11 protein-coding genes are annotated in these 14,272 nt (G+C 63.2%); 8 read left to right on the forward strand and 3 right to left on the reverse strand.

Annotation, left to right across the window (positions count from 1 at the left end; genetic code table 11):
- Positions 1–24: 24 nt before the first annotated feature.
- The 4 genes from AC5Y4F_RS05940 (at position 25) to AC5Y4F_RS05955 (ending at position 5,463) form a co-directional block, all read left to right on the forward strand.
- A complete protein-coding gene (locus AC5Y4F_RS05940) occupies positions 25–1,548 on the forward strand; it encodes an aldehyde dehydrogenase family protein (RefSeq protein ID WP_499995483.1) in 1,524 nt (507 codons plus the stop codon).
- Positions 1,549–1,616: 68 nt separating this feature from the next.
- Complete coding sequence (locus tag AC5Y4F_RS05945) at positions 1,617–2,789, forward strand: CaiB/BaiF CoA transferase family protein (RefSeq protein WP_499995485.1); 1,173 nt, start codon at positions 1,617–1,619, stop codon at positions 2,787–2,789.
- A gap of 470 nt (positions 2,790–3,259) precedes the next feature.
- On the forward strand, positions 3,260–3,796 hold the full coding sequence (locus AC5Y4F_RS05950; RefSeq protein ID WP_499995488.1) for a TetR family transcriptional regulator C-terminal domain-containing protein: 537 nt from the start codon (positions 3,260–3,262) through the stop codon (positions 3,794–3,796).
- Between the two features lie 62 nt (positions 3,797–3,858).
- Positions 3,859–5,463 carry a GMC family oxidoreductase gene (locus AC5Y4F_RS05955; protein WP_067931180.1) on the forward strand — a complete coding sequence of 535 codons (1,605 nt, stop codon included), beginning with the start codon at positions 3,859–3,861 and terminating at the stop codon, positions 5,461–5,463.
- A gap of 202 nt (positions 5,464–5,665) precedes the next feature.
- Here AC5Y4F_RS05955 and cax read toward each other — a convergent pair whose 3' ends face one another.
- Positions 5,666–6,823: a calcium/proton exchanger gene (gene cax / locus AC5Y4F_RS05960; RefSeq protein WP_499995489.1), complete on the reverse strand. Its 1,158-nt coding sequence runs from the start codon at positions 6,821–6,823 to the stop codon at positions 5,666–5,668.
- Positions 6,824–7,913: 1,090 nt separating this feature from the next.
- On the opposite strand from cax, the gene AC5Y4F_RS05965 reads away from it, so the two are divergent.
- Positions 7,914–8,114, forward strand: coding sequence for a hypothetical protein (locus tag AC5Y4F_RS05965; RefSeq protein WP_067931175.1), 201 nt, complete (start codon positions 7,914–7,916; stop codon positions 8,112–8,114).
- A 10-nt stretch (positions 8,115–8,124) separates the two neighbouring features.
- On the opposite strand, the gene AC5Y4F_RS05970 is transcribed toward AC5Y4F_RS05965, so the two are convergent.
- Positions 8,125–9,666, reverse strand: a complete 1,542-nt coding sequence (locus AC5Y4F_RS05970; protein WP_499995492.1) for a molybdopterin-dependent oxidoreductase — start codon at positions 9,664–9,666, stop codon at positions 8,125–8,127.
- 274 nt (positions 9,667–9,940) lie between these two features.
- Here AC5Y4F_RS05970 and AC5Y4F_RS05975 point away from each other — a divergent pair, with 274 nt between their 5' ends.
- Positions 9,941–10,780, forward strand: a complete 840-nt coding sequence (locus AC5Y4F_RS05975; protein WP_499995494.1) for an SPFH domain-containing protein — start codon at positions 9,941–9,943, stop codon at positions 10,778–10,780.
- 164 nt (positions 10,781–10,944) lie between these two features.
- On the opposite strand, the gene AC5Y4F_RS05980 is transcribed toward AC5Y4F_RS05975, so the two are convergent.
- A complete protein-coding gene (locus AC5Y4F_RS05980; RefSeq protein WP_499995496.1) occupies positions 10,945–11,205 on the reverse strand; it encodes a DUF1918 domain-containing protein in 261 nt (86 codons plus the stop codon).
- A gap of 1,195 nt (positions 11,206–12,400) precedes the next feature.
- On the opposite strand from AC5Y4F_RS05980, the gene AC5Y4F_RS05985 reads away from it, so the two are divergent.
- The gene (locus AC5Y4F_RS05985) at positions 12,401–13,171 is read left to right on the forward strand and encodes an alpha/beta fold hydrolase (protein WP_067931156.1); all 771 of its coding nucleotides are present in this window, start codon (positions 12,401–12,403) and stop codon (positions 13,169–13,171) included.
- A 189-nt stretch (positions 13,172–13,360) separates the two neighbouring features.
- Complete coding sequence (locus AC5Y4F_RS05990; RefSeq protein WP_499995499.1) at positions 13,361–14,272, forward strand: RNA polymerase sigma-70 factor; 912 nt, start codon at positions 13,361–13,363, stop codon at positions 14,270–14,272.

A 14,272-nucleotide genomic window follows, 5' to 3' on the forward strand; every position in this document is an offset into this window, starting at 1 on the left:
TCTCACTGGCTGAGGGATTGTTTGATGCGTGAGTACCAGAGCTTCATCGATGGTAAGTGGTTGAGCGACAACGCCCTCGGCACCATCGAGGTCATCGATCCGTCCAATGAAGAGTTGATCGGACGAGTCGTCGACGGTGGACCAAAGCAGGCGGCAATGGCGATCGAGGCTGCCCGGCGAGCGTTCGACGAAGGTCCGTGGCCGTGGATCTCCGTCCGGGAGCGGGCGAAGATCATCAAGCGATTCGCTGAGATCCTCGACGAGCGCAAAGCGGAGCTTCGGGAGCTAGTCGTCGCCGAGATCGGCTCGACCGGCTTCATCACGGACCTGATTCAGGTTGGCGGCGCGATCGAGGCGGCCCACTATTACGGCGAGTTCGTCGAACACGATGTGAAGTGGGTGGAGACACCGGGCGGGCCCATAGTTTCACCGACTGGCCTGGGCGGCGTGACGGTCGTTCGCGAACCGGTCGGGGTGGTCGGCGTCATCACGCCCTTCAACTTTCCTTTTTCGATCAACATTCAAAAGTGCCTGGCGGCCTTGGCCGTCGGCTGCACTGTGGTGCTCAAGCCTCACCCGTGGACCCCGATGAACGCCCTGGAGTTGGCCAAGGTCAGCGAGGAAGCCGGCCTTCCGCCCGGTGTGTTCAATGTGGTTGTGGGCGGTGCGGAAGTGGGAGAGGAGCTGTGTACCCACAAAGGCGTTGACATGATTGGGTTCACCGGTTCGACGGCGATCGGTCGGCGCATTCGTGAACTATCGGCGGCAACGATGAAACGCGCACAGCTGGAGCTGGGCGGCAAGAGCGCGCATATCGTCCTCGACGATGTCACCGAAAGCGACGTTGCGGGAACAGGATTCGGGCAGGTGCTGATGCATGCCGGACAGGCATGCACCGTCACGTCTCGACTTCTGTTGCCCGAGCACCTGCTCGACGCCTATGTCGAGGGCCTTAAAGCCATGGCTCCAATGATCACGGTCGGGGATCCGCGCGATCCCACGACCGTTGTTGGTCCGCTGATCAGGGATCAGCAGCGTCGGCGAGTCGAATCCTTCGTTCAGGCGGGCCTACAAGACGGCGCGCGGCTGGTGGTCGGCGGCAAACGTCCCGAACACCTCCAACGCGGCTTCTACTACGAACCGACGGCATTTGTCGACTGCCGCAGCGACATGCGCTTATGTCAGGACGAGGTGTTCGGGCCTGTGCTGTCGGTGATGACCTATCGCTCCGAAGACGAAGCCATCCGTATCGCGAACGACTCCATCTACGGTTTGGCAGGTCTGGTAATGACCCGCAACGCCGCGAAGGGATTCAACGTCGCGAGGCAGGTCAGAACCGGCACCATCATGGTGCAGACTGTCGCACCCGGTGTCGATCTAGGAGCCAATCCGGGGGGAGGGCAGGGCCCCGGCTGGTCTCTACCGGCGCGTGGCATGTTCAACGGCGGGGGGCCGTTCGGCGGCTTCAAGCAAAGTGGACTCGGCCGAGAGCAGGGTCGCTGGGGCTTCGAGGAATACACCGAGCTGAAATCAATCACCATGCTGTAGTCGCACCGCGCTTGTTGAAGACGCGCCGCGCCGCGTTGCGTCCGGAATCCGAGAAGGAAAGGTCGCTTATGGAACTTCTCAAAGATGTCCGGGTCCTCGAGGTGTCACTCTTCTCCGCGGATGCACTGGGCGGGCATCTGGCTGACCTCGGCGCAGAGGTGATCAAGGTGGAGCCGCCTGGCGGCGGTGGTTTCCGCGGTTCGGCGGTTTCCGGTGGCGAGCTGCAGGACTCTCACTGGAACCGCGGCAAGAAGAGTGTGGCAATAAACCTGAAAACGACTGACGGTCAAGATGCGTTTCGTCGCCTGGCCGCGAGATCGGCCGTGGTGATCGACGGACTTCGTTACGGAACCGCGCACCGGCTGGGCTTCAGCTACGACGACATCGTCGCAGTCAACCCGACAGTTGTTTATTGCGTGCTCAACGGCATGGGCAGCTATGGGCCGTACACCCGATTACCCACACACGGGCTGTCCTTCGACTGTTTCGCGGGGTTGAGTCCGCCGATCATCGCGGCGGACGGAACCCCACGTCTTTCGGGAGCGGCGACAGGCACAACCGGTGTTCTGGCGGGACCGCTGTACGCAGCGATGGGTGTACTCGCCGGGCTGCACGCTGCGGGGCGAGACTGCAGGGCGCAGTACATCGAAGTAGCGCAAGTTGATGCCGCGATCAACTGGAACTTTCAACACCTCTCGGCGCTGGCCAACGGTCAACCGGCTTACGGCGAGGGAATCCGCGCTTCGCTTAGATACCAGTACTACGAAACGCGCGATGGCAACTATGTGGTGTTCAATGCCCTCGAGGACAAGTTCTGGCTGAGGTTCTGCGAGTCACTCGACAGGATGGATCTATACGAACCGGGCCGCCAGAAGCCGGGAGAGGATGTTGAGGCAGAGGCTTGGCTGCGCAACGAGTTGACGGCGATCTTCAAGGCCCGCACTCGCCGGGAATGGACCGACTTCTTTGTCGCGACCGATATCGCCGGTGCGCCGGCGTTTTTGGGCGCCGATCTGTTCGACGACGACCACACGAAGGCTCGCCGACTTGTCTACGAGCAAGCACAGCCTGACGGGACCGCGAAGAGGATGGTGGGCACGTGCATAAAGACCAATCCCGACGACGGATTCGCACCGCCAGGAGCGCCGCACGTCGGGCAGCATACGGAAGAGGTGCTCACCCGCCTGGCCGGCTACGACACGGCCGAAATTGAGCAGCTACGTTCGACGGCCACGATCTGAACATTTTCGTGCCCAACCGAAGTTAAAACTGCAGGGGTTCGCGTATTAGCGGCTTGCCTCTAGCTAACATCCGCTTAGCCCGGCTCACCCCGGCGACCAGGGGCGATGTGTAGCCGTACTCAGGGCGTACTGTAACCGTACCGGCAACGGCCAGATTCATTGTCTCACACGCGATTTGATGCGTCGAAGCTAAACGGTGTCTCCTGGTCTTCGACGAATTGGCTAGGGACTCATAATCCGTTGGTCGCGGGTTCGAGCCCCGCTCGCCCCACCGGCCAAATGTATTTAGCGTCCGATCGATCGGTTGCTTAAGTAGGGAAGTCTGTTCTATGGTGACTGCTATGTCGCCTAGAGCGTCTGCTGTGGAGGCCGCACGCACTCGTGATCGCATCCTGACTCGTAGCGTGGCGATCGCCTCGGTCGAGGGACTCGATGGACTGACCCTCGGTCGGCTGGCCGCCGACCTGAACATGAGCAAGGCCGGTGTGATCGGCCATTTCGGCGCGAAGGAAACGCTGCAGATCGCCACCTTGGATAAAGGCTACGAGGTGTTCGAGGCCATCGCTTTCGAGCCAGCCGGGCATGTGGACCAGGGTCTACCGCGCGTGCTGGCGCTCTGCGAGGGCTGGATTCGGTATCTGCTGAATGAAGGAGAATCCTTCCCGGGCGGTTGCCTGTTCACCACCGCAGCGGTCGAATTCGATGCTCGCGGCGGACCGGTGCGCGCGGCGGTGGCCGAGCTGTTTGGACGATGGCAGGACAAGCTGTCACACGCCATTGGCGAGGCCCGCGACGCTGGGCACCTGCCCCCGAGCACTGATGTCGCGCAGGTGGTTTTCGAGTTGATCGGTACGTTCACGGCGATGAACCTCGCCGTGCAGCTGTTCGCCGACAAGAGAGCTGCGATGCGCGCGCGCCGCGCCGTCGCACGCATACTCGGCCTGGCTGACCCGGGCACCGGGCGGCTACCACGGCTCGTTAAGACTAACCGCGGCACGAAGACCTGACCGCAACTACCCACTCCTGTCGCTTTCTGCTCGATTCGCTCTGTCTACGAAGGGGTTTTGCCATGCCCAAATCTGATGAGTTCGACCACATCGTGGTCGGCGCCGGCAGTGCGGGCTGCGTGCTAGCCAATCGGCTCAGCGCTGACGCGTCGACCCGGGTGCTACTGCTGGAGGCCGGCGGCGAGGACTCCCCGCCCGAGGTGCATATTCCGGCCTTGTTCGGCACGCTGTTCGGCACCGAGATGGACTGGGCGTACCGGTCGGTGAAGCAGTCCGGAACGGGCACCAGCGTCTGCATACCGCGGGGGCGTGTGCTCGGTGGCTGCTCCTCGATGAACGCGATGGTCTACATCCGCGGTAACCGGCTGGACTACGACGGTTGGGACGCCGACTACGGAGCCGCGGGCTGGCGCTACGACGAGGTGCTGCCATATTTTGTCCGCGCCGAACACAACGCGCGGCTACACGGACCGCTGCACGGCGTGGATGGCCCACTGCATGTGCAGGACCCGGTTTATCTGCACGACCTCAACCTGAAGTGGATGGAGTCCGCGACGGCCTGGGGGCTACCGAGAACCGACGACTTCAATGGGGTGCAGCAGATCGGTGTCGGCCCGTTTCAACTCACCCAGGCGCAGGGCAGGCGTTGCTCGGCGGCGGATGCCTACCTGCGCCCGGCGCTGGAGCGGGAGAATCTGACCGTCCGGACGCGCGCCCTGGTTCACCGCATCCTGCTCAATGGCGAGCGCGCGGTCGGTGTGGTCTATGACCACGATGGTGCACGGCGTGTGGCGCACGCGGCGGGGGAGGTGCTGCTCAGCGCCGGGGCCATCAACTCGCCTCAACTGCTGATGCTTTCGGGCATCGGCCCGGCCCAACATCTGCGTGCGCAGGACATCGATGTAGCGGCGGATCTGCCCGGAGTTGGCGCCAATCTGCACGATCACCCGACACTGCCCATGATCTGGAGTACCCGCGATGCCACCGATATGCTGGCCCTCGCCCTTAATCCCAAGGCCATGGCACAATTCCAGGCCGGTGAGCCCGGGCCGCTGAACTCGGCGCTGTGCGATGTCGGTGCATTCTGCAGCACGACGGGCGATACGGTAACGCCCAATATCGAAATCCATGTGGCACCAATGGCCTTCGCTGACGGTCTGGTGCCGCCCTCAACTCCGTCGTTTACCGGGACGGTGTCGCTGCTCGATCCGGTGAGCAGAGGCACGGTGCGGTTGCGCTCTGCCAACGCCTCAGATACCCCGTTGATCGACCTCGGACTGTTTCGGGAACCCGGAGACTTCGAGGCCGTGCTCGCAGGCGCCGAGGCGTTCATGGACATGAGCACCTCCGGTCCGCTCGCATCACACTTGGGCGCCCTGTTCTTTCCGACGCGCTGCACTGACGGCGCCGAGTTCACACAGGCCGCCCGCGCCCGCACCCAGACGATGTATCACCCGGTGGGCACGTGTGCGATGGGTAGCGGTGAGTTTTCCGTGGTAGACCCGCAATTACGTGTGCGCGGTGTCGAAGGTCTGCGAGTGGTCGACGCCTCGGTAATGCCTGTCGTGCCGCGTGGCAATACCAACGCTCCTACGATCATGCTCGCCGAGAAAGCTGCTGACCTGATCAACGGCGAGGCGAACGTCTGTAGCGTCCACCTTTCCTAGATGGGCAAGTCCCTGAGTATCTTTGCAGCCAGCCTGCTCGTCGCGGTCTGAACCAACGGCCGTGTCGGACGTAGGTTCCTCGAAGTCCCGACGCCATCCAAGCCGACTACACACTCGACGGGCCAAATGTATTGCTTCGGGTGATGCTTGTCGTTTCGCCTTCGGGTGATTGGAGGGCGGACCATCAGACCGTTGGGGCCGCTCATCCCCACCAGAACGACGTGGCGATCGCCACATAGAGCGCGATGAGCACTGCTCCCTCGAACCAGGTCGACTCGCCGTCGAAAGTGACCAGCACCGCGACCAGCGCCGACATAATCATCGACGCCAACAGCAGCGGCGAGAACACCAGATCGAAACCGGGCTGGCCGAGCCATACCGCCGCCAGGCAGACGATCGGGGCGACGGTGAGCGCGATCTGGACGGGCGACTGGAGGACCACCTGAACCGCGTAGTCCATCTGGTTCTTGGCAGCCAGCTGAATGCCGACGAAATTCTCCACCGCGTTGCCGGCGATGGCCACGATCACCAGGCCGGCGAAAACCTCGTTGATTCCCGCTGCATGCATCGCTGGCTCGAGGGCGGCGACGAACCATTCCGACACGAAGGCCGCACCTATACCGGCGCCGGCCAGCATGCCGATGGCCATCGCCAGCGGCCACTCGCCGTGAGCTGTCGCGGCACTGGCGGCTTCGGCCGATTCGGGGCTGGCCACAATGGGAGAGGTCGCTCTGGAGGGGCTATGACCGGCTTGCAGCGCCGAGTCGGGGGTCCGGTTTCCGAGTGTGGCGGGCAGCGAGAGTGCGAACAGCGTGAGCATGACGATGGAGACGACGACCGACACCGCCCGTTCGTGCTGTTGCGCCGGGGTGTGTATTGCAGCGGTGAGCGAGGGGACGGCCAGGATGAACACCGCGAGGGTGAACATCAGTCCGAGGGTGCGCCCGTCGTCGGCGGCGAAGCGCTGGCGGCCGTGCTTGATCCCGCCGGCCACGAATGCGAGCCCGAGCACGAGCAGCGCGTTGGAGAGAATCGAGCCGACGATGGTGGCCTTCACCACGCCGTAAAGGCCTGCCTTGAGTGCGAACAGGATGACGAACAACTCGGGCAGGTTTCCCAGCGCCGTCTGCAATATCCCAGTGGCGTTGGGCCCGAGCCGGTCTCCGAGCGCCTCCACCGAACGGCCGACCAGAGATGCCAGTGTGGCCAACGCGAGTGCGGAGATGGTGAACGCCAGCACTGCATTCGCGTGGGTGAAGTTGAGAACCCCTGTCGCCATGGACGCGATCACGGTAATGGTGATGATGATGCGGTCGCGCCGGGTCAGCAGCGGGAGCCGTTCGGTATGGGTGGTCGTCACGCGCCTCTCCCTCTGATCGCGCTGAAGTTTTCCACAACCGAACGGTTCGCGCGGGAAACACGCTGGTCCCGCTGCGGTGACCTCGCCTTACTGCCGAGTCCGGAGGCAATGGCGGGACGCAGCCGTAAGCCTGATCTGCGCCGTCACGCTCATGCTGATAGGCGCCATCAACCTCTGGGTTAAGGGCTAGCCAGCGGACCCAGAGACGTACCGCAAGAAAGCGTTGATGTCGCCGTGCAGCAGCGCATCGCCGAGAGCGATTCGTGACATCGACAATCGGCTGCTCTCGGCGACCCCATTGGCTCAACTTCTTCGTTCTAGTGCCCAAACTCACTGCGTGGAATTGACTTTGGTCAACACCACCGGCGAATACATTCTTCAACCAGTCCGAGTTCAGCCCGTACCCGATGAGAACGACGAAGCCGGCCCTTGGCACACCGCATCGATCCCCCTCGTTCACAACCAAGCCCGAATATAACCAGTATCCGTTGGAACGCTACGGGCCGAAGCAAATTTTATGCAGGTGTCGAAGTGATTGGGTCACAGCATGCTTACCTTGACGCGTAACGCGCATGGGATTGGGCTGCCCAGCAGCGCCGGAGCAGGTTCCCGGCCGTCGCGGTTACCCAGATACCTTATGAGATAGCGTAATTAATGCGTATTAACCCCCGCGCCGACGGTACCGGTGGATATGCGGCCGGGCGCGATGCCACTATCTGGCGCTGACCACTGAAGTGATCGCTGACCACCTGCGCGGTGATCACCGAACGGCATGATTGCGCAGGATTTTGCTTGATGGAAGATGCAGTGGCACTACATGGCTGGGGACGTCGACCTCATCCGCGTGGTTACGAGAACCTTCCTGCGGATGCCGGGCACCAGTTTTAACGACCCGGCCCGCCGACAGGTCAGCTCCTATGAAGCCAGCCGCGGGGGCAAGGGGACAACGTCAATCAACGTGCCACTGTTGCTTGGCGGATCAGTACAGGCGATCCAACCGACCCTGGGAAATCCTTGAAACCAGCCATGGCCTGCGCGGTCTGCGGGGTCAAGGGCGCGATATCCCCTCTCTGCCGCGTAGGATCCCTATATGCGAAGGGCTTTCGTCGTTACATTCGCGGTTGGGTTGATTGTCGCAGTGTTCGGACTGATCTGGGCGCTCCAGGGATTTGGAGTGCTCGGCGGAAGCCCGATGAGCAACACCACGACCTGGTCCATCATTGGCCCGATCACGGTGCTGATCGGCATCGTGATTGCGCTATTCAGTTGGCGGAGACTCTCGTCAAAATAGCGCTTCACCTCTACGCCACGGTGAAGTCCACCGTGTGCCAGCCGGTGGCGCCGTCGGGGACGGCACCAACCCGATCTGCCGTCTGAGTAGCGCCGGTGTTGTCGGTCGCGCGCACGGTGATGCTGTGTCTCCCGGGGCTTTTCGCCTGCCAGGGAAAGCTCCACAATCGCCATGTCTCGTTGGAATAACTGGCACCCTGTTGCGCGGGTTGCCACCCGCCATTGTCGATGAGGACCTCCACGGCCCGCACCCCACGATTCTGGGCCCACGCGACACCGCCGAACACCACGGGCCCGATCGGCACCCTCTGGCCACTTTTCGGCACGTCGATCCGCGACTCCGTCTTGATGGGTGCGCGCGGTGCCCAGCCCTGCCGCGTCCAATACGCCGCCGCTCTGTCGAAGCGGGTCAGCTCCATCTCGACGACCCACTTGGTGGCCGACACGTACCCGTAGAGCCCGGGTACCACCAGCCGGGCCGGGTAGCCATGCTCGATCGGCAGCGGCTGACCGTTGAGGCCGACGGCCAGAAGCGCGTCGCGGCCATCGGTGAGCGCCTGCACCGGCGTGCCGGCGGTGAACCCGTCGATCGACGTCGAGAGGACCATATCGGCATCCGCGTGCACGCCCGCCGCCGCCAACAGATCGGCCACCCGGTAGCCTGTCCAGATACCCGTCGAAATCAATTTGCCCCCAACGGGATTCGACACGCAGGTTAACGTCGTCACCGTTTCGACCAGGTCAAAGTGGGCGAGGTCGTCGAAGCTGTAGGTGGCTTCGTGGTCCACCATGCCGTGGATGCGCAACCGCCAGTCGCCGTGGCTGAGTTGGGGAACACTGAGTGCGGTGTCCACCCGGTAAAAGTCGGCGCCGGCGGTGACAAAGCTCGGTAGCGCAACGCCGTTCGGTTGCACATCAGCAGGTATTGGTGGCGCCGATGTGCGCGGTCGGGGAAGTGTGAAGCTGATGCGGTCAGCGGCCACCGAATGCACCAACCGCGTGATGACCGCACCCGCCGCGCCACTCACTACTCCGAATCCGAGCAATCCCAACATGATCAACCTGCGCCGGCCGGCATCCGGCTCGTCGTGGTCGGCCCCGTCCCCCGGGTCTCCCAGGGCGGGCCAAAACCGACGGGTGAGCAGGCGAAGGGTCGCCACGCCGCAGGCGGCGCCCGCGACGGTGGGGATGGTGTCGAGTGCTGTCGCACCCTGCCGCGACAGCACCGCAAGGCATCCGAGGACGCCCGCCCCGCCGACCATGGCGCTACCGAGCGGGCGACGCTGAGTCTCAAGGGTCCCAGCAATTGCAGCGATCGTAGCGATCACCACGAGCACAACGACGGCCACGAAGAGTTTGTCCAGCGAGCCCAGGGTCTGAATGGCCCACTCTTTGATGGGACCCGGTGTCAGGTCGACGGCCACTGAGCCGATCGCAGCACGCGCATCGGCTCGCGCACCGAACGGGACGCCCACCAGCTGGGCTATTCCGAGCGAGACGGTCGCGGCGGCGACCCCAGCGATCATCCGCTCATTGGACGGGGCGACGACCATCGAACTACTGTACTCGCGTTCCCGTCAACAACCGCAAACGTCTTGCCGTGCAGGCGAACCGGCGACTTCGGCATGCTGCCCGACGACCGGGGGCACTGTACGGACGATCTAGCCTGACCCTGCGCTGGGGGCCACAGCCGTGACCTCGATCGGAGGTCCCAGCACGTCTGCAGTGATCGGCCCATACTGGAGGGATCTCGACGTTTCGTCGGCTGTAAGTCGCCCGGACTCGCCGAGAAGCACTGACAGGTCTTGCCGGGTGGAAGTGGACATAATGATCATCCTTTACGCATTGGCCGCAGCGTTCGGCCTTGGTGTGCTCTGGCTGGGCACAAACGTTCGGGTCGTCAAGCAATTCGAACAAGGCGTCGTCTTTCGTTTCGGACGTGCCCAAACCGGGGTCCGTGGACCGGGGCTCACGATGCTGATTCCAATCGCCGATCGCCTCAAGAAGGTGAACATGCAGATCATTACGATGCCGGTGCCCGCCCAGGATGGCATCACGCGCGACAACGTGACCGTGCGTGTGGATGCTGTCATCTATTTCAAGGTTGCGGATCCGGTGCGTGTGGTTGTCGACGTACAGGACTACGTGTCCGCTATTGGCCAGGTCGCGCAGACGTCGCTGCGTTCAATCATCGGCAAAAGCGACCTGGACGACCTACTCTGCAACCGCGAGGGTCTCAATCAGGGCCTGGAGTTGATGATCGACAGCCCCGCGGTGGGCTGGGGTATTCACATCGACCGCGTGGAAATCAAGGATGTAGTACTGCCGGATTCGATGAAGCGGTCGATCGCGCGCCAAGCCGAGGCGGAGCGTGAGCGGCGCGCTCGGGTTATCACCGCTGACGGTGAACTACAGGCATCTGAAAAACTGGCCCAAGCGGCGGAGACGATGGCCGTGCACCCGGCTGCGCTTCAGTTGCGGCTCTTAGAAACCGTGGTCGAAGTCGCCGCGGAGAAGAACTCGACCCTGGTGCTTCCCTTCCCCGTCGAACTGCTCCGGTTTTTGGAACGAGCAACACCGCAAGCATCCGGGGGTCGGAACGACGAAGCCGCTATGCTCTCCACCGGAGCGGCGGCCTCGAAGACCGAGATGTCGAAGCTGGACTAACCACAGATCCCCGAAGACGCCAGCGGTTTGGAAGTCGACACACGCATCGCGGGTCGGTTTTCCGACTGAAGCGGGTAACCGTTCGGAACGGCCGAACCCGGGTGAGCTGGCCATGTTGGCCGACACACCTGACTCTCGTCGAATTACTCTTGGTCCAGCAAATCTCACGGAACCGCTGTGTCGGTTGTGGCGGCGTGGCGGGCCCGCGCGGCAGTGCGTCGTGCGGCCTCCGTATGCTCAGCGGCGGTGACGACCACCGCGTCAGACCCGGGGTACACCGTCGCCTCGTGCCCGGTCACCAGCCAACGCACCACGTATGGCGGCGAGCCGTCTTGCGAGCGAACCTCGATGATCTCAGCATGTTGATCATGCCGTTCCGTGGTTGTGCCCTTTACCACGAGGTAGTCGCCGACATTTGCCTTCATCGCCCGCCCCCTTCTCGTCCTGGTGAGACTGCGGACCCCTCCATCGTGCGCGCGTTCGTCACTTAACGGAAGCGTGAGTAACTACCACAGCTTTCCGGCGATGAAGTCCGCGCTTGTAGGTCGGCGCGTAGCCCCACGCCCGTGGCTGAATTCCGACGCGGCAGCAGCGCGAAGCTCGCGCTCGGTTTCGCCACACTGTTTAAAATTTGGGCGTGGCAGCGCGCGCCGTCCTGGTACCCCGCTGTCGGGGCCGCTGGCTAGATTCGGGATTGCAGGGGCGAGCGCCCTTGTTCTCTGGGCTGGCGGTTATGCGGCGCACGCCGCGACCCCGAAAGTGCCGACTAGTTATATGTTCAAACAACTTGCCCACGACACCCAGGTTTTCTTGGCCTGTCCCCACGTCCTTAATTCACAGCGCTAATTGGCGTGGCGAAAGGCTGAGTGACCGAGTATTGGGACGCGGCCCGCGTGACCCTGTTGTCCAAGCGCCATAGGGCGTAGCGTTCTGCGGATCGTGAAGAGGTGATTTCCATGAATAAATTCATTAGCGTCATCGCGGCCTGTGTTGGCGCCTCACTATTGGCGGCAGGCATCGCGCTTCCCAGCGCGGCCGCGGACCCAACCGACGCCTCAGACCCCAACCCGGCGGTGGCTGACCAACCGCCCGGAGTTCAACCCGACAACCCCTTGTTCCAGTCGATTGTTGAGGGGCAGGATACTGGGCTGCCCGCAGGGGTCCCAGGTTTGGACGTCATAGGGCAGCCCTAACGGGGTTCGGCCGCCGCGGTCATCGTTAGCCGTACTCAAGTCGGCGTTTATCACCGCACGCCGTAACTGAGCCGCCGTGATCGTCGACCCGGCAGCGCTTGACTCGCCGGTATCGTCGTTCACCGTAACGTCGTCGTCAACGCGGTCGGGCAGGTCAAAGTCGCGACGAGCGAGTACCAGTGCTTCAGCAGCGACAGCGTATTGCTCAGAAGCCACAGGTCCATTCGGTCACGTTGTGGTGCGGCCACCGGGATCGGCAATTCACCTCCACGCCCGAGGGCGGCCAAGACGGTGGGCGGCAGCGTTTTCAAAACGCAGTTTGTCATTCAGGCCGAGCTGCGTCGGGCGATAAGACGGCCGCCGCCACCTCCCAACGCCGAGCCGTGAAACCCATAGAAAGAAGGGATTTCTCTGCCAAGCTGGGCGGATGACCTCGCGACTGTCGCCTCTTGTACTCCTGCATGGCGGGTCCTGGTCTGGCGATCAATGGCGGGACATTGCGCCGCTGCTATCCGCCCACCACGACGTCTACACACCGTCAGCCCTCGGTCATCGCGGAGGGCCAGCTGTGCGGCGGCGACCCGTCACGATTTGGGACGTGATCGATGAGTCCGAACGCTACCTCGACCAACGCGGATTAGATCGGCCGCATTTAGCGGGCCATTCGATGGGTGGATTCGTGGCGCTCGAATTGGCGCGTCGTGGCCGGGCGGCATCCGTCTGCGCATTTTCACCGGGTGGATTGTGGTCAGACGATCTACGGGCTCAGGTCACGAAGAGGCTGCGACGGCGGTTCGCGGTAGGCCGCTTGATGCGCCCCATCACCCGACATCTATTGAAATCGCCGGGGGTGCGCCGACGTTCATTGACCGATTTGACGCTGCACGGAGATCGACTCAGCTACGAGCGAGCCATCGAAATCGGCGAAGTGTCCCTCGCATGCACCATCACTGGCGACATTTTCGACAAGGCCGACGAGCAGGTCGCACCGATGGACCCCCTGCCGTGCCCAATCACCATCGCCTGGGCCGAAAAAGACAGGATTCTTCCACTCGAGCTGTGCGAACCCATCGCCCGCGACCGCCTACCCCGCGCGACCTTCACCATCCTGCCGGGCCTCGGTCACACTCCGACGGTCGATGATCCCGAGCTGGTCGCGAGCACCATCCTCGCCGTCACCTGCGCCCCAAAGGCGTAGCCATCGACGTAACAGCTGACCCTAGTGACGCGGCAAGTATCGAGGGGGAGCAGCTGACCCCGGAGTAGCAGAGCGTTCCGCTTAGCGGTGGCCGCAAGGCCGTAGCACCCGCGACATCAACTTTGAGACCGCACCCGCTCTCCGGTCGGGGCCATCCGGCGACATTCGAGACGTGGCAGTCTTGGCAGTGTGACCGACCTCGTGGAGGACTTCGAGGCTCAGCGGCCGCGCCTGTTCTGGCTGGCCTACCGACTGCTGGGGTCGGCGAGCGAAGCCGAAGACACAGTGCAGGATGCATACCTGCGACTACACGGCGCAGACTCAGCGCTCATCGAATCGCTGCCCGCGTGGCTTACCAAAGCCGTCACGAACCTGTGCCTCAACCGGCTCACGTCGGCCCGCGCTCGACGGGAGGTCTACCCCGGGCCGTGGCTTCCGGAGCCAGTCCTCACCGACGACCGGACGCTCGGCCCGCAGGAGACCGCCGAGCAACGCGAGTCGGTGTCTATCGCGTTGCTGAGCTTGATGGAGCAACTCAAGCCCAACGAGCGGGCGGTGTTCGTGCTCAGAGAGGCGTTCGCGTACAGCCATTCAGAAGTTGCCGAGATCCTCGAGATGTCGGAAGCCAACGTCCGGCAACTGTACCGGCGAGCGAGGCAGCGACTGAGTGAACGCCGTCAGCCGGTGCACCGACCGGATCGGGCACAGTGGCGGTCCCTGGTCGATCGCTTCTTCACCGCCGCCACCGCCGGTGACGTGGCCGGACTCGTCGAAATCCTGGCCGCTGATGTGACCTCCACGGCCGACGGCGGCGGCAAGGTGGCGGCCGCCCGGCGCGTGGTCTCGGGCCGCGACCGGATGGCCCAGTACGTGGCGCGGGTGTTCACCCGAAACCTGGCGCAGATACAGCTGCGCCTCGATTCCGTCGAGGTCAACGGCGAGCCGGCGATGCTGGCATTCGACGGCAACAGATTGGCCGGCGTCTTGTGCTTCGAGATCACGGGCGAGCGGATAGCGGCCGTGCGGATCCTGGCCAATCCCGACAAACTGCGGTTTCTCGCTGAGCAGCTGTCACATCCTGCGGGCCTGTCCGGTTCATAG

Source organism: Mycobacterium sp. NGS56, assembly GCF_059812425.1.